This is a genomic window from Solibacillus sp. FSL R5-0449 (assembly GCF_037975215.1).
GTDB lineage: Bacteria > Bacillota > Bacilli > Bacillales_A > Planococcaceae > Solibacillus.
On sequence record NZ_CP150239.1, the window covers coordinates 112501 to 135774 of the forward strand.

The following is a 23274-nucleotide window of genomic DNA, read 5'->3' on the forward strand; positions in this document are numbered from 1 at the left end:
AGCAATTGACGTGTAAACTTAAATCTTGGACTCGTTCCAAGTGTTAACTTTTGGTTAAGTTAATAAGGGCGCACGGTGGATGCCTTGGCACTAGGAGTCGATGAAGGACGGCACTAACACCGATATGCCTCGGGGAGCTGTAAGTAAGCTTTGATCCGGGGATTTCCGAATGGGGGAACCCACTATCTTTAATCGGATAGTATCTTCACGTGAATTCATAGCGTGTCGAAGACAGACGCAGAGAACTGAAACATCTAAGTACCTGCAGGAACAGAAAGAAAATTCGATTCCCTGAGTAGCGGCGAGCGAAACGGGAAGAGCCCAAACCAAAGAGCTTGCTCTTTGGGGTTGTAGGACACTCTATACGGAGTTACAAAAGAATGAACTAGACGAAGCGACTTGGAAAGGTCCGCGAAACGAGGTAAAAGCCCTGTAGTCAAAAGTTCATTCCCTCCAGAGTGGATCCTGAGTACGGCGGAACACGTGAAATTCCGTCGGAATCCGGGAGGACCATCTCCCAAGGCTAAATACTACCTAGTGACCGATAGTGAACCAGTACCGTGAGGGAAAGGTGAAAAGCACCCCGGAAGGGGAGTGAAATAGATCCTGAAACCGTGTGCCTACAAGTAGTTAGAGCCCGTTAATGGGTGATAGCGTGCCTTTTGTAGAATGAACCGGCGAGTTACGATTACGTGCGAGGTTAAGTTGAGAAGACGGAGCCGCAGCGAAAGCGAGTCTGAATAGGGCGAATTAGTACGTGGTCGTAGACCCGAAACCAGGTGATCTACCCATGTCCAGGGTGAAGGTGAGGTAACACTCACTGGAGGCCCGAACCCACGCACGTTGAAAAGTGCGGGGATGAGGTGTGGGTAGCGGAGAAATTCCAATCGAACCTGGAGATAGCTGGTTCTCTCCGAAATAGCTTTAGGGCTAGCCTCGTGATTGAGAATACCGGAGGTAGAGCACTGTTTGGACTAGGGGGGCATCTCGCTTTACCGAATTCAGACAAACTCCGAATGCCGGATATTTATACACGGGAGTCAGACTGCGAGTGATAAGATCCGTAGTCAAGAGGGAAACAGCCCAGACCACCAGCTAAGGTCCCCAAGTAATCGTTAAGTGGAAAAGGATGTGGCGTTGCTTAGACAACCAGGATGTTGGCTTAGAAGCAGCCATCATTTAAAGAGTGCGTAATAGCTCACTGGTCGAGTGACGCTGCGCCGAAAATGTATCGGGGCTAAACGATTCACCGAAGCTGTGGATGCATACTTTGAGTATGCGTGGTAGGAGAGCGTTCTAACAGCGTTGAAGTCAGACCGGAAGGACTGGTGGAGCGGTTAGAAGTGAGAATGCCGGTATGAGTAGCGAAACATGGGTGAGAATCCCATGCACCGTATGACTAAGGTTTCCTGAGGAAGGCTCGTCCGCTCAGGGTTAGTCGGGACCTAAGCCGAGGCCGATAGGCGTAGGCGATGGACAACAGGTTGATATTCCTGTACCACCTCCTCACCGTTTGAGAAATGGGGGGACGCAGTAGGATAGGGTAAGCACGCCGTTGGTTGCGCGTGTTCAAGCAGTAAGGCGTGTATGTAGGCAAATCCGCATACTCTAACGTTGAGCTGTGATGACGAGCTCGTATGAGCGAAGTTCCTGATTTCACACTGCCAAGAAAAGCCTCTATCGAGGTGAGAGGTGCCCGTACCGCAAACCGACACAGGTAGTCGAGGAGAGAATCCTAAGGTGTGCGAGAGAACTCTCGTTAAGGAACTCGGCAAAATGACCCCGTAACTTCGGGAGAAGGGGTGCTTCTTTGGGTGCATAGCCTAGAGAAGCCGCAGTGAATAGGCCCAGGCGACTGTTTAGCAAAAACACAGGTCTCTGCAAAACCGTAAGGTGACGTATAGGGGCTGACGCCTGCCCGGTGCTGGAAGGTTAAGAGGAGCGGTTAGCGCAAGCGAAGCTGTGAATTGAAGCCCCAGTAAACGGCGGCCGTAACTATAACGGTCCTAAGGTAGCGAAATTCCTTGTCGGGTAAGTTCCGACCCGCACGAAAGGCGTAACGATCTGGGCACTGTCTCAACGAGAGACTCGGTGAAATTATAGTACCTGTGAAGATGCAGGTTACCCGCGACAGGACGGAAAGACCCCGTGGAGCTTTACTGTAGCCTGATATTGAATTTTGGTACAACTTGTACAGGATAGGTAGGAGCCAGAGATCTCGGAGCGCCAGCTTCGAAGGAGGCGTCGGTGGGATACTACCCTGGTTGTATTGAACTTCTAACCCATGCCCCTTAGCGGGGTAGGAGACAGTGTCAGGCGGACAGTTTGACTGGGGCGGTCGCCTCCTAAAGAGTAACGGAGGCGCCCAAAGGTTCCCTCAGAATGGTTGGAAATCATTCGTAGAGTGTAAAGGCATAAGGGAGCTTGACTGCGAGACCTACAAGTCGAGCAGGGTCGAAAGACGGGCTTAGTGATCCGGTGGTTCCGCATGGAAGGGCCATCGCTCAACGGATAAAAGCTACCCCGGGGATAACAGGCTTATCTCCCCCAAGAGTCCACATCGACGGGGAGGTTTGGCACCTCGATGTCGGCTCATCGCATCCTGGGGCTGTAGTCGGTCCCAAGGGTTGGGCTGTTCGCCCATTAAAGCGGTACGCGAGCTGGGTTCAGAACGTCGTGAGACAGTTCGGTCCCTATCCGTCGTGGGCGTAGGAAATTTGAGAGGAGCTGTCCTTAGTACGAGAGGACCGGGATGGACATACCGCTGGTGTACCAGTTGTCTTGCCAAAGGCATCGCTGGGTAGCTATGTATGGACGGGATAAGTGCTGAAAGCATCTAAGCATGAAGCCCCCCTCAAGATGAGATTTCCCATTACGCAAGTAAGTAAGACCCCTGAAAGACGATCAGGTAGATAGGTTCGAGGTGGAAGTGCGGTGACGCATGCAGCTGACGAATACTAATCGGTCGAGGACTTAACCACATTTTATTGCACAAACTCAATGAAACGTTTATCCAGTTTTGAAAGAATGATCTTTCTAAGGGTTTCAAGACACAAGCTAGTCGAGGAAACGACTGAGTGATTGAAGGAGCGTACTCAAGTACGTGACTGAAAGAACGAAGGAAGTTGACGAAGGATAGCGCCGTGTATTGGAAGCCGTAATAGTGAAGTGATGATGGCAAAGAGGTCACACCCGTTCCCATACCGAACACGGAAGTTAAGCTCTTTAGCGCCGATGGTAGTTGGGGGCTTCCCCCTGTGAGAGTAGGACGTCGCTTCGCACATGTAAAAACCCACTGAGGAATCAGTGGGTTTTTTGTTTATTCGATCTATAGAGCCCTGTCTTTTATAAATTTTTCCTCATACTAAAACTCCAAAACCGCCCGCAAGTTATTTATATAGGACTGACTTACTGGCAATTCCACGCCGTCCTTCAGCTGTACAATAAAATTTGAAGTTAAATCACGCGTGATTTTTTTGATATAGCAAATATTTATAATATAAGAGCGATGAATGCGAAGAAAGTTATTTGGCAGTCGAGTCTGTAATTCTTTCAGTGTAACAGCTGTTTTGTATTGTTCACCTTTGGAGTAAAACCAAGTCCTCTTTTGCAAACTTTCAATATGTGAAATTTCATCAATCGAAATCGGAACCCAATCCTCCATTTGTTTACCTGTTAAAAACTTATACATATCCGAACTCTTTACTTTAAACAATGGGGGCAGGACGACAACTAGAGCGCCATGTTCGCCGTTAACCAAAATCGGATAACCGATTGCATAATAGGGTGTTTCAAAAAGTGTATTCTCCATAACAGCATCAACCTTTTGTTTAGTTTGTAGTACTTTATAAGCGATGCTGTCTTTCGGAACAGCCGACCCGACTTTCAATGCAAAATGGTGATGACCGGTACTGAAATAAATAAAGCTATTGTTTACTGCTATTGCAATCGATGCATCCTCAGGAATCCAATCTTCTAAAATAATTTTATACTGATTTAAAATGTCCTTTTCGATTTCAATATTTTGTAATGACAATGCAATTCCACTCCTTCTGTATTATAGCCTAAATGACAACTCATCCTCCAAATATACCCATTCATCCTAAATTAAAGTTAATTTATCAGAAAATAATGAAAAGTTAAACATTCTGTTATACATTATATTACAGCAAGATGTTCTGTTATGGAACAGTCAATTACAAATTTTTCTAACAGAATATCCATACACAATGGGGAAGGTGGAAATTTATTATGTCAACTCGTCAAGAAAGAATTGAAGCTTTACAAAAGGATTGGGCAGAAAACCCGCGCTGGAAAGGTATTGAGCGTGGTTATACAGCAGAAGAGGTTGTAAAGTTACAAGGTTCATTCATCCAGGAGCAAACTTTAGCAAAACGTGGATCTGCTCGTTTATGGAAGTCATTACATGAAGTACCTTTCATCAATGCGTTAGGAGCTTTAACGGGGAATCAGGCTGTACAGCAGGTAAAAGCAGGTTTACAGGCAATCTACTTATCGGGGTGGCAAGTAGCGGCTGATGCAAACCTTTCTGGTCAAATGTATCCGGACCAATCTTTATATCCGGCAAACTCTGTACCAGCAGTAGTAAAACGTATTAACCAGGCGCTTCAGCGTGCTGACCAAATTGACCATGCGGAAGGCCGCGATGACGGTTTTGACTGGTTTGCACCGATTGTAGCTGATGCAGAAGCAGGCTTCGGTGGTCCGTTAAACGTATTCGAATTAGTTAAAGGGATGATTGAAGCGGGTGCAGCTGGTGTGCATTTAGAAGACCAATTGGCTTCTGAGAAAAAATGCGGTCACTTAGGCGGGAAAGTTTTATTACCAACACAAAACGCTGTCCGTAATTTAATTGCGGCACGATTAGCTGCTGATGTGGCAGGCGTTGATACAATTTTAATCGCACGTACAGATGCAGATGCTGCTGACATGGTAACGTCAGATATTGACCCACGCGATGCAGAGTTCTTAACTGGTGAACGTACTCCTGAAGGATTCTACCGTACTAAACCAGGCATTAAGCAAGCAATTGCACGCGGTTTAGCTTATGCACCATATGCAGACTTAATCTGGTGTGAGACTTCTCACCCATCATTAGAAGAAGCGCGTGAGTTTGCTGCTGCAATCCATGCTGAGTTCCCAGGGAAAATGTTAGCGTATAACTGCTCGCCTTCATTCAACTGGAAAGCTAAATTATCAGATGAAGAGATTGCAGAGTACCAACGTGAGCTAGGAAAGCTTGGATACAAGTTCCAATTCATTACACTTGCTGGTTTCCACAGCTTAAACTACTCAATGTTCGAGCTTGCGCATGACTACAAAGATAATGGTATGGCTGCTTACTCTAAACTACAACAAGCTGAGTTTGCTGCTGAAAGCAAAGGTTACACTGCTACTCGTCACCAACGTGAAGTAGGTACTGGTTACTTTGATGAAGTATCACAAACAATTTCAGGTGGTACATCTTCGACAACTGCTATGTCCGGCTCTACTGAAACAGAGCAATTTGTATAAGACTGAAGTTTAATAGGCAGTGTTATGAAGAGATTCATAAACGGGGAACTGCTTTTTCGGATTAATCTATTCCTTTTCTTCTATCTTACTGATTCTAGTGACATTGGGGAATGTGCACTTAGTAAATAGACGTTATGCCGAAGCGACTATTGAAAGAAACATAGGAGGGGGAAAAGGAATACTTTCTTGAACTTGAACAGATTGACTACTATGAAAAATGCTAAATCGAATTGGAACGCGGTTTAGTATGGGATGCCTCCCAACATATAAGGAAAACTAAGGGGTTTTTATAAAGAGGAATGTCTTTTTAGCTTGGATGGGGCTGAAAAGGCATTTTCTATTTTATATAAATGAAGGAGTTCTATAAAGTATAGAGAATATTATATAGATAGAATATTTTTACTATTAAGAAAAAGAGGCGATACCAATGAAAAATAAAGAATTATTATTAGTGCCAGGGCCGACACCGGTAATGGATGAGATTTATGATGCCTTGGCGAGTGAGACGAGAGGCCATACAGACCCTCGATTTGTTGAAACTTTTAAGAACGCGTTAGCTAATACGAAAAAGCTGTTTAATACAGACGGGGAAGTGTATGTAGTAGCAGGTTCAGGTACGTTGGCAATGGAAATGGCAATCGTAAATACTATTGCAAAAGGTGAACGTCTCTTGGTTATTAGCCACGGCTATTTCGGCGATCGTTTTACACCACTTGCAAAGGCGTTTGGAATTGAAGTGGATGTATTGCAGTCGACATGGGGTGAACGTGTAGACGCCAAGCTAGTGGAGGAAGCGGTGAAGGCTAATAAGTATAAGGCCGTAACAATTACACATGCGGATACATCTACTGGAGTTGTTTCGGACTTAGATACGCTAGTACCGATTATTAAAGCATCCGGTGCACTTGTCATTGTCGATGGTGTTGTCGCAACAGCAGCATTGCAAGAGGATATGAGTAAAGCTTACGGTGAAGAAAATTACAAAATTGATATTGTGTTAACTGGATCGCAAAAAGCAATTGGTATTCCTCCAGGGCTGGCAATTGTTGCTTTCAGTCCGAATGCATTGGCAGCACGTGAACAAATCGGGACAGTGCCGGCCTATTATGCGGATATACATAATTGGCGCAATATTATGGAGAATCCGGCAATGTACTTTGCGACGCCTCCGGTTAACTTAATTTATGCATATGATGTTGCATTGAATATTGTATTAGAAGAAGGTATGGAAAAACGTGAAGCGCGTCATATCGCATTTGGTAAAGCGATCCGTGCGGCACTGCGTTCTTACGGGATGACACCATTGGCTGATGAAGAAGTAGCTGCACCGACATTAAGCTGTATTTTATATCCTGAAGGTATTGAAGATGGCAAGTTCCGAGCAAGTCTGGCGAAGCGCGGCATTATCGTAGCGGGTTCTTTAGCCCACTTGGCAGGAAAAGCATTCCGCATCGGGCATATGGGGAATACAACAGCGGAAATGCTGGAGCAGGCTATTGTAGCAATTGGTGAAGCATTGCACGAGCAGCAGCTGGAAGTCGATATTGAAAAGGCGAAAAGTGTATTTGCTCAGGAAATAGAAGCAGCAACAGTAAAGAGCTAAAGGCTGCTAGAATCATATATTAAAGTTTAGTGCAATCATAGGAAAGGGGACGGTGCAATTTTTAAAGCCATCCCTTTTTTATTTAATTAATAAAAGAAATAGGATCATAGTGTGAAATAAACAGGGGGTGGCATATGAGGGAAATTATTGATCAATCTCAAAATCGAGGTAAAGCGGATTTCATCATTCAACATGCGCAAATTGCCGATGTCTTTAATTTACGCTGGCGCAAAGGCGATGTTGTAGTGGCAAACGGCAAAATTATTGCGGTTTCAGAGCCAGGTGAATTTGAAGCAGAACAAGTAATAGATGCAAGCGGGAAGTATATTGTACCGGGCTTTATTGATGCGCATATTCATATTGAATCATCTATGCTTGTCCCCAAACAGTTTAATCGAATCGTGCTTCCACATGGTGTAACGGCAGTCGTTACAGACCCGCATGAAATTGCGAATGTTTCAGGTAAAGCAGGATTGGAATTTATGCTGCAGGATATTGAAGATGTCGAAATGGATATTTATTTCATGCTGCCTTCCAGTGTACCGGGGACCTCTTTTGAACATGCGGGAGCTGTGCTGACGGCAAAAGATTTAAAAGAATTTATCGGTCATAAGAATATATTGGGTTTAGCAGAAGTAATGGATTTCCCGGCTGTACTGAACGGGGAAAAAGAAATGCTCGCAAAATTAAAGCTTGCTCAAGAAAATGGGATGATCATTGATGGCCATTGTGCAGGTTTAACAAGCTCTCAAATACGCGGTTACAGGGCAGCAGGAATTACAACAGATCATGAATGCGTCACAGCCGAAGAGGCATTGGACCGAGTGGAACAGGGGATGTATGTGTTCATTAGGGAAGGGTCAGCAGCCAAAAACTTAAAAGCCATTTTACCTGCTGTAACAATGTCGAATGCACGGCGTTTTGCTTTTTGTACGGATGATAAGCATCTGGATGAACTGATGGAACAGGGAAGCATTAACTACACAGTGGCATTGGCGATAGCGGAAGGAATGGATCCATTACTGGCGATCCAGCTTGCATCATTAAATGTCGCTGAATGTTATCATCTAAAAAATAAAGGTGCGGTTGCTACAGGTTATGATGCGGATTTTATAGTAGTTGAGGATTTGCAGACGATGAAAGCGCTGGCTGTATGGAAAAATGGCAAAAAAGTTGCGGAAAATGGAGAAATGCTTTCACCAATTCCAGAAAAAACTACTGTGGAAACGTCCATTTTACAATCTATACATTTACCAGAGCTGACAGTTGAAGATTTACGCTTGCCGTTTACAGGAAACCGGGCAAATGTCATGAAAATTGTGCCAAACCAGCTCATTACAAAACGGGTTGAGTTGGAAGTTGATGTAGCAAATGGACAATTTGTACCCTCTATTGAAAAGGACTTATTGAAGCTGGCGGTTGTGGAGCGGCATCACCATGTTGGGACAAAGGCAGTCGCAATCGTACAAGGTATCGGTATTCAAAGCGGCGCAGTAGCAACAACGATTTCCCATGATTCACATAATGCGATCGCCGTAGGAACAAATGATGAAGATATGTTATTGGCACTTAAGGCTCTTCAAGAGATACAAGGCGGGTTAGTCGTTGTAAATGAAGGAGAAGTGATTGCTTCCCTCAGTCTGCCAATTGCCGGTCTTATGACAGATGCTCCTGCTGAACAAGCGAAGCAGGAGCTGGAGAAATTACATGAAGGTTTGCATACAATTCATCCTACACTCGACTATCATTTGTTTCTTACTTTATCGTTTCTCGCTTTGCCGGTTATTCCTGATATTAAGCTTACAGATACAGGCTTATTTGATGTTACAAAATTTCAGCATATTCCGGTTGAGATTTTTAATGGCTGATGAATAGTTTGCTAATCTATATTTTTTCATAAATATTCTATGAAGGAGCATGCAAAATGGAGCAAGTGATTGTTATGATTCCAGCATTAAACCCACTACCGGCCCTTCTTCAATTTGTCAGGAAACTGAATGCATTGCCTATTTCCCAAATTATTATCATTAATGATGGCAGTGCAGAAAGATATAACGTTCTTTTTGAACAATTGCGGCAAGAAGGCTGCGAAGTATTAACACATGACAAAAACCTGGGGAAAGGCCGCGCGCTAAAAACCGGGATGGAGTATATACTGAAATCACGATTGCGGGCAAAGGGGATTATTACGGTAGGTGCACATGGCCAGCATTCGTTATTGGATGTGGAGCAGGTATTATCGAGTACGAAAATTTTTTCGGACGGGATTATACTAGGTATTCGTGACTTCAAGGATTCCGACTATCCGTTCATTAGTAAACTTCAAAACCGCGCCTATTCGATGATGTTTGAGCTGCTTATCCGTAAACGTTTGCTCGACATCCAAACAGGGTTACGCTATATCCCAAGAGTCCATCTGCCATGGCTTTGTAAAGTAAAGGGGGAGTCGTATCACTATGATACAAACATGCTCATTGAGGCGATAAGACGAAAAGTCCCTGTCTACGAGGTGCCGATCGGTCATGCAAAGCTCCGTAAAAATTCAATTATTTACTATGATGAAGTATTGAATCCGACAAAAATATTCCAGCAGCTTTGGTTAAATTTCCTACATAAAAGGCACAATACGAAATGAATCTTTTCTAATTGCGAAAACGTAAAGGATTACGAGCCGCATATTTGAGGAATAATAAAGTACTAGAGATGAAGGGAGCATTCGTATGAGCGAACAATATAATTTTGAAAAAATGATTGAAGGTCAAGATCAACATTATTCAGATAAAAAGTTCCTGCATAAAATGAAGAAATTCGGTGGAGGGTTAGGCTATAAAGCGATGCAGGCAGCTGCCACACTTTACGTTGCCCTGCGTAGTCCGGACATGCCGAAATCAAGCAAGCTCATTGTTTTGGGAGCGCTTGGGTACTTTATTTTACCATTCGATTTAGTAGTCGATTTTCTACCTTTGTTCGGTTTAACCGATGATGCATTTGTCATTTTAACTGCGCTGGGGAAAGTGTATTTGTCGATCACAGATGAGATGAAGGATGAAGCAAAAGAGCTAATCGAAGGAAAGCTGGGAAGTCAGGAAGACGTAGTGCAATAAAATATGAATCCCCTTAAAGCAACTGATGCTAAAGGGGATTTTTTTATGTTTATTTTACAGACTGGGCACCGTTTAATTCGCGCAAGCCGCGATTGAAAATAGCTTCAATCGGTTTTTCCTCACATAGCTTTAACGTAATATTAGGATGTGTTTTATGGAGCTGAGCAGTTATTAATTCAACAAGCCCGGGGTTATTTTTTAAAATGCCGCCATTTAAAAACAGTGTATGTTCATTGTTTGCATAGCCTGCATTTTTTAATGTCGTTGCTGCCAATAAAACAAGTTCATCCGCTGCTTTTTGCATAATTTTTTGTGCAACGGCATCCCCCATTTCGACCGCCTGCTGCAAATAGGAACTGAAGCTAGCCAATCGGGCATTTGTATAATCCGCTGAATAAATAAGGTTGAACAATTCATCTGTGCTGTGAACATGATGACCTGCCAAAACAAGCTCTGTTAATATGGTCGGCTTGTTGCGTCCATCAGCAGCGCGGAAAATCGCCTTCGCAATATGTTTTCCGATCCAGTAGCCGCTACCTTCATCACCAATCCGGTGCCCCCAGCCGCCGCCACGACTAATCTTGTCATTCATGAGGCTATAGCAAATCGCCCCTGTGCCCGAAATAAGCAGGCTTATATCACTTTTCCCAAGTCCCTTTAAAGTCGCTTCAACATCATTTTCTATTAAAACTTGACCGAATGTAAAAGGGGATCGGGCGATACTTTCTTCAATAATTTCTTCAATAATCTTTTTATCCTGATCTGTATCAATGCCGGATAGTGCAAAAATGGCTACATCAATAAACAGGCTCGGTAAATGGGCTGCTGCACTCCTCAGCAGACCGGTAAATACGTGTTGGACATTTCCAATCCCCACCGCCTGGTAATTCGATCCCGTGGAAGTTGCGGTAAATAGTTCACGTCCATCTGTAGAACGAATGGTCATTACTGTTTTTGATGCACCACCGTCAACGGCTAATACATAACGATTACTCATGTTCCGTCCACCCCTTTAAAATTTGTTCCAATCGATTTTCTGCTTTTAAAATGGCCTCTGTTTTTTCTCGCAGCCAATTTTCAAGATGGACCGTATCTTCTTGTGCCTGTTTGAGCGACTTTCGCATTGTTGAAGGCGCAGGCCCTCCCTTTAATGTACGTATATTAACGAAATACTCCGGCTGGATAGCCTGGTAAAAGGCAATCTCATTAATTTGAAGCGGCTTTCCCGTTACTTCCAGGCATTTCTCGTTTGCCAAATTCCATGTCAGGCTTGCGAGCGATTCTTTATTATTTGCCATCAGATCCCGCACACATAGGCTGACGATTTTATGTGACTGGCGGAAGGAAATACCTTCGGAGCGTACGAGGGAATCGGCAAGCTCTGTTACGTTGGCAAAGCTGTTTTGCGCACGTTTCAGTAAATTTTCCTTATTCACGTCCATCGTGAGGATCATACTTGCAAATAGCTTATAAATCCCGCCTAAACGGTCAATTGCCCGCCATAAATAAGGTTGCATATCGTCTTCCGTATCGACAATATCTCCAAACGGTGTATTGTGGACCATCTGTAACACTGTTGCCGCATCCCCGACAACTGATGAGAGCAACGAACGTGTATGCTCGATTGAGACCGGGTTGCGCTTTTGAGGCATGATGGAGCTGATCTGCACATAAGGACTCGCGAGCTTAAAAGCATTGAATTCCTGCGTTGCCCATAGTAAAAAGTCCTGTGATGTGCGCCCTAAATTTAATGCAGCGAGCTGTACGATACTAGCTGCTTCCGCGATGTAGTCAGCACCGGCTACAGCATCCCAGGCATTTTCGATTAAGTCATCAAAAGCAAGCAATTCCTGTACTCGCTCGCGGCTGATCGGGAACCCAGTTGTTGTCAAAGCCGCCGCGCCCATACTGCTGCGGTTAATCGTATTGTATGCGGCCTGCATTCGTTTATAGTCCCTGGTCAACTGGTCGATGACAGCCTTTAAATAATGGGCAAATGTTGTCGGCTGCGCCTGCTGTGTATGTGTATAGCCAATCATGATCGTCTCTACATGCTCTTCGGCAAAGACGATTAGTGATTGACGTAAATTTAAAAGTTCCTGCATGAGCGAAAGCAACTTTTTCCGAAGAGTCATACGGTAAATGGCGATTCCCATATCGTTTCTGCTGCGTCCGATATGTAAATTTCCTGAAATATCGCCTCCAAGTTCGATTAGCTTGTTTTCAATGCGGAAAAATAAATCTTCAAACTGCGGGTTATAATCGCGGGTTTTATAATATTCCAGATCAAGTTTTTGAATCGCCTGACCGATACGGCGTGCATTTTCTGGGGTAACCAATTCCTGTTCTTCAAGCATCTTTAAATGGGCAATATGAATTTGAAGCATCGCATCCAAAAAATGCTTGCGAGCCTCATCGTAAGCGGGCTGTAAAACCATTTGACGATAACTGTTGGAAGGAAATAAAATTCCTTCTTTTTCATTTATTAGATTGCGGTAATTCTGAAAGAACATCGTGAATGGGCCTCCGATCAAATGATAGAAACTACTATCTCGTAATCTCATTCTACAATTATTAGAAAATTTTATCAATTCAAATAAATTAAGTAAGCCAGCGTAAAATAGAAATAAAAAACTGCCCTGAAATCAGGACAGTTGCTGTGTTTGATCGATGATACGTACTTTTCTTGAAGCAAAATAGGATGGCAAAACCATACCGAACAGTACAAATACGATACCGAAAACTTGGAGAAGTGTTAAATTTTCATTTAATACAATAACCGATACCGTAATCGCTACAGGCAGTTCCATTGCACTTAAAATCGGGACAAGTGCACCGCCGACTTTTGGCGCGGCAATCGAATATAGTAAAATCGGCAAAATAATACCGAAGAGCCCGAGTGCCAGACCAAACTTCCAAAGGCCGCCAGTCAATTGACCGTTCCATACAATTTCAGGCGATAAAAAGATAGAAACGATGATCAGTGATACAATAGATAAAATAAATGTACGTCCGATCGTCGTCACTCCTTCAACAGGCTGAGCGTTAAACTGCATAAAGGCAGCAAAAGTAAAGGCAGCGAGTAACCCTAGTGCCCATCCCTGCCAAGCGATTTGCGATAAATCTACATCAATGACACCGGCTGCCAAAATCGTACCTACAAATAAAAATACTAATGAAATTAATTCAATGCGTGTTGGCAGGCGTCTTTTCAGAAAGCAGTCCATGAATAAACCAATCCATGTGAATTGGAACAGCATCACAACTGCCAATGATGCCGGTAAATAATTAAGGGACTGACCGTAAAAAATACCGGTAACTGCTGTACATATTCCGGCTAAAATTAAAGTAATGGCACCTTTTCTTGATAGCTTCGGTAATGTGCGTTGTGTTACAACAAAGAGCACGAGTGCGAGTAAAAATCCAACGAAATATTGGCTTGTCACAGCTTCTGCCGAAGTATAGCCATGCTGCATCGCAACTTTTACAATTGTTGATAAAACTCCGTAACTACTAGCCGCTATTACGATTAATAGCGGGTAAATCCAGTTTTGTTTCATTTCGTGTTTCTTCCTATTCTATAGCAACTTCACCATATGATGAAATGGCTCATTAATTATTGTCCAGCTTTCAGTAGTACGATAACCTACTTTTTCGTACAAGCGTCGTGCATCGTGTTTCTCTAGTTCCACATTTAGAGAAATCTTTTCGTACCCAAGCTCTTTGCCTTTTTGCTCGGCAAATTGCAATAGGAGCGTACCGATGCCAAGACCACGTGCATTTTTTGAGACACAAATGGTATCGATGTAATATTCATCCATATATGCTTCAACGTCCAATGTAGTCTGTATTCCCTTTTTGGCTAGTTGTTCTTCTAGCTGACGATCGAGCTCGTATCCGAGACGGCCATCATAAAGCACGACAATCCCTACTATTTCATCCTGTTGTTCCGCTACAAATGTATTCAAATAGCTGTGTCGATTTGTCGTTTCTGTGACATACTGTTCTAAAGCAGCTAAAATCTGCGAAACTTCTTCTTCACCAGTCAAATTGTTTGCAATGTCTCCGATTGCGTCATAAATTAGAGGGGCAACAGCTTTCGCGTCATTTCGATCTGCTTGTCGAATGGTAATGGTCATCACAATCAACTCCTTACCGAACAAAGTATAACAGAAAATATATTCATTCGCGAAGAAAGCATTAGTTTCAGAATAGTATAAAGTTTTATAAATATATCTTTTCTATGGTAAATTAGTAAGAACATACAACGTCGGAGGTTAGACAATTAATGAGTCAAATAGACAAAGAATTCATCTTAGTTTATGGAGATGCATTCGTTGATTATATTGCAAATGATCAGACCAATACTTCATTTACGAAGTACTTAGGTGGCGCAACAATCAATGTTGCAGCAGGGATTAGTCGTATTGGGGCACCGTCAGCACTTATTACAATTACAGGCGATGACGAAACATCGGAATTTTGCCGTCAGGAGATTACAAAAGAAGGTGTGAATCTTGATTTCGCTGTATTTGATGCGAAGAAGCGTGTAAGTGGTGTATATGTGCATTTAACTGAAAAATGTGAGCGAGTATTTAAAGATTATGTCGATGAGACGCCGAATTTACAAGTAACACCTCAGCAATTACAGGAAGAAGCATTCAAACGTGCTTCGATTTTAAATGTTTGTTCAGGAACGATGTTTGAAGAAACAGCATTAAAAACAACACGTGCCGCAGTGGATATGGCTAAGGATAAGGGAGCGATCATCGCAATCGATGCGAATATCCGCCCGCTTCGTTGGGAATCCGAGGAAGTCTGCCGTGAGACGATTACTTCATTCTTTGAAGATGCAGATATTTTAAAGCTAACTGATGAGGAATTATATTTCCTTACAGAAACAACAACAATTGAAGAAGGTCTTCAAAAGTTGGATGAGCTGTTAGTACCGATTGTGCTTGTTACAGTTGGCGCTGATGGAGCTTATGCCGTATTAAACGGCGAAGTAACACATGTTCCCGTTGAACGAGTTGTTCCTGTAGATACAACAGGCGCAGGCGATGCGTTTATGGCTGGTGTACTCCGCTATGTTCATTTCAATGGTTTACCTACAGTAACAGAAGATTTAGTAAGCTGTGTCGCATTCGGCAACAAGCTGGGCGCAATGGCGGCAACTAAAGCCGGTGCATTAACGGCACTGCCAAGCTACGAGGAAATTAAGCATTTAATTAAATAAATTTTATATAGAGCAAGCTGTCTTCGAAGTGTTTAACATTTTGGAGGCGGCTTTTTTGTTGGGGTGTGGTTGTGGTTATTAGAAGATTGCGGCCGGTTATTAGAAGAAGTTGGATGGTTATTAGAACAAGTGACGGGTTTATTAGAAGAAGTGGAGCGAAGGAGCTTCATTTTGTGAGTGCGAGGTGGCAAAGGAGGGCGTTTTGATTTTTATTAAAACAATAATCGACGATATTAGAAAAAGTCAGAGCGATATTAGAAAATGCAGGGGATTTATTTGAACATTACAGTCTGATATTAGAACAACGGACGGTTATATTAGAAAATCCCAACTTTATTAGAACAAATGAAAATATATTAGAACTTCCCCCAATATATTAGAACATTTTCATCCCGCAATCCCCGAATGAAACCAACAGTTGACAAAATCTCCTTTCCGAAAGAATTAGTCGCTATTAAACAGCCGATTTTCTTTTTATAATAAGTGTAAGAGGTGAGGGGGATGACGAATTTTCAATTTGCGGCCATTTTTACAGAACGCCGCAAGCAACTAAAAGTAACACAGGAAGAAATTGCGCGGCATGTCGGAGTATCAAGGGCAGCTGTTTCGAAGTGGGAGAAAGGGCAAAGCTATCCGGATATCGGACTGTTGCCGAAGCTTGCAACATTTTTCAATACTTCCATTGATGCACTGCTCGGTTATGAACCGCAATTGACGGATGAACGAATTTTAAAAATGTATGCGGAATTAGCACAGCATTTTTCAAAGGAACCATTTGCTGAAGTGGATGCAGCAATCGATCGGCTCATTGATGAATATTATAGCTGCTTCCCGTTTTTACTGAAGATGGCGCAGCTCTATGTCAATTATTTTAATCTCGCACAGAAAAAAGAAGCGCTTGCTGATAAAATTCAGGACCTTTGCAAACGTGTGAAGGAGTTCAGCGGAAATTACAGGCTGAAAAACGAGGCAAATTTACTGGAAGCATATACGTATATTTTAAAAGGGGAACCTCAGCAAGTGCTCGAATTATTAGGGGAAGACGCTGTAGTTCAGCTTGGGACTGAGCAGCTTATCGCAACGGCACAAACGATGCTTGGCAATATAGAAAAGGCGAAGGAAATTCATCAGGTCCACATGTATCAGCATTTACTGTATATGATAACGAATGCGAATGAAGCACTTGGGTTGGAAATGAAAAATATCCCGTATTTTGAAGAATCGGTCAGTCGGATTGAAACAATAATAGACATTTTTCATTTAGATAAATTGAATATACACAACACGCTTCTGTTTTATATAAAAGCAGCGAGCGGCTATGCAATACAAAATAATACAAATGAAGCAATTCGATGTATTGAACGCTATGTGAAAGTATGTACGCAAATTAAGTTTCCACTGCAGCTCACAGGAGACGATTATTTTTACTTGCTGGATGGCTGGATTGCAAAGGAAGTTATGTTGAGCACACAAACACCACGTGATGAGGAATCGATCAAAAAATCGATTTATGAAAGTATCGCCGAGAATCCAATGTTGGCCAGTGTGCAAAACGATACGCGCTTTAAAAGTTTACTCATCAATTTAAAACATCATTTGAAAATTTAAGGAGGATTTAAAATGGATCAATTATCGAATATTCCTTGGGGACTTATTGCGCCGTTATTAGTACTGCAATTGGTGCTTGCGGCGGTTGCCATTGTGGATATTGTACGCAGTTATGAGACGCGCGGCCCGAAATGGGTATGGGTGCTCGTATCATTATTTGTTAATACACTCGGACCGATTGCCTACTTTCTGTTCGGACGGAAAAGCCAATGATCTGCATTGAAGTGAATGGCCTCACAAAGCAATTTGGAGCAAAAAAAGTAGTGGATGATTTATCGTTCACTTTGCCGATGCATACTTCTACAGCGCTGATCGGTCCGAATGGCGCAGGGAAAACGACGGCGCTTTCGATGCTTTCCAATATACTGGAACCGACAAGCGGCAAGATCAACATGCCGGATGTAAAGGATATTCGCAGTGCAATCGGATTTTTACCACAATATCCGCAGTACTATTCCTGGCTGACTGCACTTGAATATATGGAGATGGTGGCTAATTTAAATGGCCTTGAAAAGCGTTCATTAAAAAGTGAATGCAAAAAGATGCTTGAATTTGTAGGTTTGCAGGATGCGATGAATAAAAAGACCGAGACATTTTCAGGAGGAATGAAGCAGCGTTTAGGTATTGCCCAGGCAATAGTGCACAAACCAAAGCTGCTGTTGCTGGATGAACCGGTATCGGCACTTGATCCGGTTGGACGTCGGGAAGTCATGAATTTATTGAAGGAAATTCAGCAGCAAACGACGATTTTGTACTCAACGCATATTTTGAACGATGCGGAGGAAATGACCGACCAGCTGCTGTTTTTGCGGGATGGAAAACTTGTTGAACAGGGGTCACTGACAGAGGTGAAGCAAAAGTTTGAGGAACCGCGTTTTAAAATAACGTTTACAACTCCGGAAGAGGCACGTCAATTTGCGAGTCAGTCTACATTAGGAGCTATTGCTGAAGGGATAGCGGCATATGTAGAAGTTTTTGATGAACGCCCATCGATGCAACAGCTGCTTCAGCAATTGGCGGCATCACCATATACAGTTGTAAAAGTGGAGCGGGAAACAGCAAGCTTGGAAGAAATTTTTATGAAGGTGGCGGGAAAGCATGCAGCAATTTAAAGCATTACTTTTAAAGGAATGGCGTGAAAGTGTTCGCAGCTTTAAAATTTTATGGATTCCGCTCGTTTTTGTACTTCTTGGAATTAGTGATCCGCTTATGAATTACTTCATGGAAGATATTTTGCAGGCGGTCGGCAATATGCCCGACGGATTTATGATGACAATGCCTGAATTTCAGCCGGCTGATCTGCTTATTGCATCAACGGGTCAATTTCAGACTATTGGACTGCTCGTATTAATTACTGCGTATATTGGTTCGGTAAGCCGGGAACGTCAAAATGGTACTGCGACCCTACTCTATGTTCGTCCGATGTCTTTTACGGCATTGTTTTTCAGTAAATGGATTGTTGCAAGCACAATTGCAATCATCAGTGCACTAGCGGGCTATGCGGGAAGCATGTATTATACGGCTCTCCTTTACGGGACTGTGGATGTAACAAAATTTCTGGCAATGCTCGGTACGTATTGCATATGGCTACTGTTTGTCATGGCACTAACTGTTGCTATGAGTGCAGCCTTCCAAACATCGGTCGCTGCTACTATTACAATTATTCTCATTCCAGTCGGCCTACTTATTGATACATTAATCGGCGGCTTTTGGAGTATCACACCGTGGAAGCTGGCAAAGTACGGAACAGGCCTCCTTACTGACAGTGTATTAATGGAAAATTACTGGTATACGCTACTTGTTGTTCTCGTCCTAATTGTTGTCATCGTATTAATCGGTATTCAAATGAGCAAGAAAAATATCCGATATTTAAAAGTATAAAATAGTAAGCAGAAATCACAGTCCTATACGAGATTTCTGCTTTTTTTATTAACTTACAGGAAAATTAGGAATATAATGAGAGTTAATTGTTTATGAAGGTGGACTAGCATTTTTTATACTAATATAGAGTGATCCATTTTCTAAAATTTGCGCATAATAAACTTTATTGACGTCATGGATATTTTTCTTTGCTAATTTTTTTCTGAGCCAGTCTTCCGTAAGTTGAAGTTCATTTAAATTTTTTCGAATAATTTGTCCGTCAGTAATCAATTCCATCGGCAAGTATTGCGGGGAAGGAGCAGATACGGAAACATCTGCTGTTGTTGCAGTCCGGGCAAGCGGCTTTTTCAGGACACTTAGTTCTCCGTTTGTTTCAAAAACGGCATACTGTACTTCATCAAATGAAAAAATACTCTGTTCACGCAACAGCATAGCAAGCTCGTCCGGATGAAGCCGCGCTTTTCTCAATTCATTATTTAATATGACACCATTATTAATGACAATCTGTGGTTTATCATCAAAAAGGATACGTGCGTTTTTTGATCTGAATGAAATATAGCTGACCGCAATTGTTAATACAGCCCACACTACTAAAGAAACGATACCATCTAAAAAAGGGGTTTCCACTTGAGTCGAAATTTCGGCAGCAATCGAACCAAAAGTGATACCCGTGACATAGTGGAAAAAAGTGAGCTGACTCACTTGCTTTTTACCGATAATACGAGCGAGTATTAAAATTGCGAAAAATGCACAGCTTGCACGTAAAATCATTTCGCCAAGGTTCAGTTCTATGATAATCCCTCCTTTTAATGGGTAGTATGAATAAAATGCGATAAACTATGCACTTTAACCAATTCATGATGAGAGTTAAAAGTGAAAGGGTTATAAAAAGACAGCATATGGATGAGCTGAAAAATATGAGAAGTAAAATTGATATAACAGAAAGAATGTGAAAAATTGTCGACTACAACAGTAAAACAATCAAACCCTGTTTATCCCATCATGGTCTCAATTGGGGTATGTCACTTAATCAATGATACGATGCAGGCGGTTATACCGGCGATGTTCCCATTATTGGAGCGTGATTTAGGATTAACGTTTACGCAACTTGGCCTGATTTCATTTGTTTTGAATATGGTTGCCAGCCTACTACAGCCGGCCGTCGGATTTATGACAGATAGGAAGCCATTTCCGTATGCATTGCCGCTTGGGATGGTGAGCTCATTTATCGGGTTGACAATGCTCATATTAGCGGGCGAATACTGGATGATTTTAGTGTCGGTTCTATTTTTGGGACTTGGTTCAGCCATTTTTCACCCGGAAGGATCACGTGTGTCGTTTATGGCAGCAGGTAATAAGCGCGGCTTAGCTCAGTCCATTTATCAGGTTGGGGGCAACAGCGGACAGGCACTAGCTCCACTACTAAGCGCATTTATCATTTTGCCTTTCGGGATGTACGGCGTATCGGTAATTCTTATTTTTACATCAATCGGGATCTTTTTATTAACGAAAATATCAATGTGGTATAAACGTCAGCTCGAGGCGGAAAAGAGATCAAAAATCAAAAAAATGCTGATCTCGTCCTTGCCTCCTTTAACGAAAAAACAAGTTGGAATGGCTTTACTCGTGCTGCTGTTCATTATATTTGCCCGTTCGTTTTACGTTACGAATATAACAAGTTTCTATGTCTTTTATTTATCGGAACAGTATGGGATGAGTGTTGAGCGCGGTCAGCTGTTTATCTTTATATTTATGGCAGTTGGGGTTGTAGGCACATTTTTTGGTGGCCCATTATCAGATCGCTTCGGTCGGAAAAATATTATATTGCTGTCGGTGATCGCACCGATTCCGTTTTGCCTGGCTCTTCCGTTTGTCCCGTTGCCTGCTGTACTGGTTCTACTCATTATTATTGGACTCTTAATTATGGTCAGCTTTACAGTGACTGTTGTGTATGCTCAGGAACTTGTCCCATCGAAAATCGGTACTATGGCCGGGTTAACAGTCGGTGTAGCATTTGGGATGGGGGCAATTGGCTCGGTTGTTATTGGGATTCTTATTGATAAGATGGGCATTCACTTTACAATGAACGCGATATCGGTACTGACATTATTATTGCTCGTGGCATTTTTCCTGCCTCGTGATCGAGTAGGGGACTAGGTAAATAAAAGAACTTCGGATTTTAATGTCCGAAGTTCTTTTTTAATAATCCTCCACCAAAATATACGTCATTCTTACCGGTCCGTGAACCCCGACAACTAAGTTCATTTCGATATCTGCGGAGTTGCTTGGTCCTGTAATGAAATTAATACAGGACGAAACATGGGACTGCTCCCGTAAATATTGGGCAGCTTGTGTCATGCGGGGAACGATGCTGCTTTTTGGTATAATGGCAATCGAATTTTCAGGTAAAAATGAAAGCGTCCGGCCGACTTCCGGTGATGTTTGAAGCATAATTGTGCCGGATTCCGCTAATGTCACGTTGCTGATTACGACACCGACATTTGCCTGTTCAGCAAAATCGATATTTCCCTTACCGTTTACAGATTGCCACTTTAAATGTTCATATTGCTCAAAAACCGGTAACACATTCAATACTTCAAAACGCGGATCATTGCTGTAAATAACACGCCCGCCACCGTAGTCTGCAATTGTTTCATTTAATATTTCAGGCAATTGCTGTTGGGTGCATCTCTTTAATGTAGTGTGAATGTTTAAGCATTGTTCTCTTAGCACTTCGATAAGTTCTTCCATCGAAGCGTCCTTCAATACTTCGTGTTGAGGCAGGTGCTTCCAGTTTCTGTCGGGTTTTGTTAAAGAAGGAACAGATCTGCCAAGACGTGCAGCGATTGTTTGTAAAAAGGGCTCTCGATTTTGAATCATTTGGATTTACCTCCCTTGTTATGCTGTTCAAACCAGTCACGGAAACGTTCTTTTTGCACGGAAGGAAAATCACGATACGCTGTCCAGTTTTTCAGTGGACCGGGACCATTTGTAATTTTTTCGTTTTTCGTGAATGGTTTCATAACGGTTGAAGCCATTTTAGTGCCCAATTGATAGATTGATTTTGAAGAAGTGCCCATCCCAAATGCCTGCATGAGCAAACTCTCACTTATTGGAGCACGGCCTTCCCGTTCAACGATCACTTCCCGGTGCTTATGAAGCAACTGGTGCAATGGAATTTTTACTGGGCATACATCTGTACATGCGCCACATAGAGTAGAGGCATAGGGCAGCTCTTTATAATCATCATAACCACCTAATAACGGTGATAATACGGCACCGATAGGACCTGAATAGATGGATCCGTACGTATGCCCCCCAACATGACGGTAAACAGGGCATGTATTAATACATGCAGCACAGCGAATGCACTGTAAAATCGATTGAAATTCCCCGCCTAAAATTGAAGAACGTCCATTGTCTACAACGACTAAATGGAATTCTTCGGGTCCATCGACTTCAAGCGCTTCTTTTATGCCTGTCAGCACTGTAATATAGCTTGTCAATTTCTGGCCAACCGCGCTGCGTGTCAGCATGCCGACGAGAACTTCCATTTCTTCAAATGTGGGAACTAAACGCTCCATTCCCATGACGGAAATTTGTGTTTTCGGCAAGGCTGTTACTAAATCCGCATTTCCTTCATTCGTTACTAAACAAACAGAACCCGTTTCGGCAACGGCAAAATTGCATCCCGTAATGCCGATATCCGCTGTTAAGTAATGGTCTCGTAAAACTTTACGGGCATGAAGTGCCAGTTCTTCAGGTTGGGAAGAAGCCGTATAGCCAATTTTTTGTTCAAACACTTCCCGAATCTGATCTTTATTTTTATGGAGTGCCGGTGTGACGATATGAGAAGGCGGATCATGGTCATCAAGCTGTAAAATATATTCGCCTAAATCCGTTTCGATCACTTCACATCCGAGCTGTTCCAAGTGTGCGTTTAAATTGATTTCTTCGGTTACCATCGATTTTGCTTTCACTATCTTTTTGGCATTCTTTTGTTTCGCAATTGTTGAAATGTATTCGGTAGCTTCTTCGGCGGTTTGGGCAAAAAATACATGACCGCCTCGTGCTTCAACGTTTGTACTCAACTCATATAAATAGTAATCAAGATTTTCCAAAACATGCTGCCGGATTTCTTCACCATGGTTGCGCCACTCTTCCCAATCTAAGGGATCAACAGCAGCACTCCGTCTTGTTTGAAAGCGATGCTGTGCGCCGGCTACAGCACCACGCATAAAATCATTTTCCAAGTTGGATGATAGACGTTCATTAAATTTTTGCTGACTGATTTTCATCGCCATTTG

The 23274-nt window shown here is 42.7% G+C and carries 19 protein-coding genes and 2 rRNA genes; 13 read left to right on the forward strand and 8 right to left on the reverse strand.

Annotation, left to right across the window (positions count from 1 at the left end):
* Nucleotides 1-52 precede the first annotated feature (52 nt).
* Both MKY27_RS00580 and rrf read left to right on the forward strand, forming a co-directional pair.
* Nucleotides 53-2981 (forward strand): 23S ribosomal RNA (locus MKY27_RS00580).
* 183 nt (nt 2982-3164) lie between these two features.
* Nucleotides 3165-3280, forward strand: a 5S ribosomal RNA gene (gene rrf, locus MKY27_RS00585).
* Between the two features lie 84 nt (nt 3281-3364).
* On the opposite strand, the gene MKY27_RS00590 is transcribed toward rrf, so the two are convergent.
* A complete protein-coding gene (locus tag MKY27_RS00590) occupies nt 3365-4036 on the reverse strand; it encodes a LytTR family DNA-binding domain-containing protein (protein ID WP_339196836.1) in 672 nt (223 codons plus the stop codon).
* A 215-nt stretch (nt 4037-4251) separates the two neighbouring features.
* On the opposite strand from MKY27_RS00590, the gene aceA reads away from it, so the two are divergent.
* The 5 genes from aceA (at nt 4252) to MKY27_RS00615 (ending at nt 10242) form a co-directional block, all read left to right on the forward strand.
* Nucleotides 4252-5535 (forward strand): isocitrate lyase, encoded by a 1284-nt coding sequence (aceA, locus tag MKY27_RS00595; protein ID WP_339174695.1) that lies wholly within the window; start codon nt 4252-4254, stop codon nt 5533-5535.
* Between the two features lie 427 nt (nt 5536-5962).
* A complete protein-coding gene (locus MKY27_RS00600; protein WP_339196838.1) occupies nt 5963-7138 on the forward strand; it encodes an alanine--glyoxylate aminotransferase family protein in 1176 nt (391 codons plus the stop codon).
* A gap of 134 nt (nt 7139-7272) precedes the next feature.
* On the forward strand, nt 7273-9006 hold the full coding sequence (gene ade, locus MKY27_RS00605; protein ID WP_339196839.1) for an adenine deaminase: 1734 nt from the start codon (nt 7273-7275) through the stop codon (nt 9004-9006).
* A gap of 56 nt (nt 9007-9062) precedes the next feature.
* Nucleotides 9063-9773 (forward strand): glycosyltransferase, encoded by a 711-nt coding sequence (locus MKY27_RS00610; protein ID WP_339196840.1) that lies wholly within the window; start codon nt 9063-9065, stop codon nt 9771-9773.
* Between the two features lie 85 nt (nt 9774-9858).
* Nucleotides 9859-10242: a YkvA family protein gene (locus tag MKY27_RS00615; RefSeq protein WP_339174700.1), complete on the forward strand. Its 384-nt coding sequence runs from the start codon at nt 9859-9861 to the stop codon at nt 10240-10242.
* Between the two features lie 49 nt (nt 10243-10291).
* Here the strand turns inward: MKY27_RS00615 and MKY27_RS00620 are convergent, their stop codons facing one another.
* The 4 genes from MKY27_RS00620 to MKY27_RS00635 form a co-directional block, all read right to left on the reverse strand.
* A complete protein-coding gene (locus MKY27_RS00620; RefSeq protein ID WP_339196841.1) occupies nt 10292-11239 on the reverse strand; it encodes a BadF/BadG/BcrA/BcrD ATPase family protein in 948 nt (315 codons plus the stop codon).
* A complete protein-coding gene (gene argH / locus MKY27_RS00625; RefSeq protein ID WP_339196843.1) occupies nt 11232-12755 on the reverse strand; it encodes an argininosuccinate lyase in 1524 nt (507 codons plus the stop codon). Before argH ends, MKY27_RS00620 begins: the two co-directional genes overlap by 8 nt.
* A 132-nt stretch (nt 12756-12887) precedes the next feature.
* Nucleotides 12888-13802 carry a DMT family transporter gene (locus tag MKY27_RS00630; protein ID WP_339196845.1) on the reverse strand — a complete coding sequence of 305 codons (915 nt, stop codon included), beginning with the start codon at nt 13800-13802 and terminating at the stop codon, nt 12888-12890.
* 18 nt (nt 13803-13820) lie between these two features.
* Nucleotides 13821-14381, reverse strand: a complete 561-nt coding sequence (locus tag MKY27_RS00635; protein WP_339196846.1) for a GNAT family N-acetyltransferase — start codon at nt 14379-14381, stop codon at nt 13821-13823.
* Between the two features lie 149 nt (nt 14382-14530).
* On the opposite strand from MKY27_RS00635, the gene MKY27_RS00640 reads away from it, so the two are divergent.
* From MKY27_RS00640 to MKY27_RS00660, 5 genes are all read left to right on the forward strand, one after another.
* The gene (locus MKY27_RS00640) at nt 14531-15478 is read left to right on the forward strand and encodes a carbohydrate kinase (RefSeq protein WP_339196848.1); all 948 of its coding nucleotides are present in this window, start codon (nt 14531-14533) and stop codon (nt 15476-15478) included.
* Nucleotides 15479-15979: 501 nt separating this feature from the next.
* A complete protein-coding gene (locus MKY27_RS00645) occupies nt 15980-17086 on the forward strand; it encodes a helix-turn-helix transcriptional regulator (protein WP_339196849.1) in 1107 nt (368 codons plus the stop codon).
* Nucleotides 17087-17098: 12 nt separating this feature from the next.
* Nucleotides 17099-17299: a PLD nuclease N-terminal domain-containing protein gene (locus tag MKY27_RS00650; protein WP_339174712.1), complete on the forward strand. Its 201-nt coding sequence runs from the start codon at nt 17099-17101 to the stop codon at nt 17297-17299.
* Entirely contained in the window at nt 17296-18198 is a 903-nt protein-coding gene (locus MKY27_RS00655; protein ID WP_339196851.1) for an ABC transporter ATP-binding protein, read from the forward strand. Before MKY27_RS00650 ends, MKY27_RS00655 begins: the two co-directional genes overlap by 4 nt.
* On the forward strand, nt 18185-18967 hold the full coding sequence (locus MKY27_RS00660) for an ABC transporter permease subunit (protein WP_339196852.1): 783 nt from the start codon (nt 18185-18187) through the stop codon (nt 18965-18967). The genes MKY27_RS00655 and MKY27_RS00660 overlap by 14 nt, the downstream gene beginning before the upstream one ends.
* Nucleotides 18968-19057: 90 nt before the next feature.
* Here MKY27_RS00660 and MKY27_RS00665 read toward each other — a convergent pair whose 3' ends face one another.
* The gene (locus MKY27_RS00665; RefSeq protein WP_339196853.1) at nt 19058-19738 is read right to left on the reverse strand and encodes a DUF421 domain-containing protein; all 681 of its coding nucleotides are present in this window, start codon (nt 19736-19738) and stop codon (nt 19058-19060) included.
* Nucleotides 19739-19924: 186 nt separating this feature from the next.
* Between MKY27_RS00665 and MKY27_RS00670 the strand changes: the two genes are divergently transcribed.
* Nucleotides 19925-21124: an MFS transporter gene (locus MKY27_RS00670; RefSeq protein ID WP_339196854.1), complete on the forward strand. Its 1200-nt coding sequence runs from the start codon at nt 19925-19927 to the stop codon at nt 21122-21124.
* Between the two features lie 42 nt (nt 21125-21166).
* Here the strand turns inward: MKY27_RS00670 and MKY27_RS00675 are convergent, their stop codons facing one another.
* Nucleotides 21167-21847 carry a lactate utilization protein C gene (locus MKY27_RS00675; protein WP_339196855.1) on the reverse strand — a complete coding sequence of 227 codons (681 nt, stop codon included), beginning with the start codon at nt 21845-21847 and terminating at the stop codon, nt 21167-21169.
* Nucleotides 21844-23271, reverse strand: a complete 1428-nt coding sequence (locus tag MKY27_RS00680) for a LutB/LldF family L-lactate oxidation iron-sulfur protein (RefSeq protein WP_339196857.1) — start codon at nt 23269-23271, stop codon at nt 21844-21846. The genes MKY27_RS00675 and MKY27_RS00680 overlap by 4 nt, the downstream gene beginning before the upstream one ends.
* Between the last annotated feature and the right edge of the window lie 3 nt (nt 23272-23274).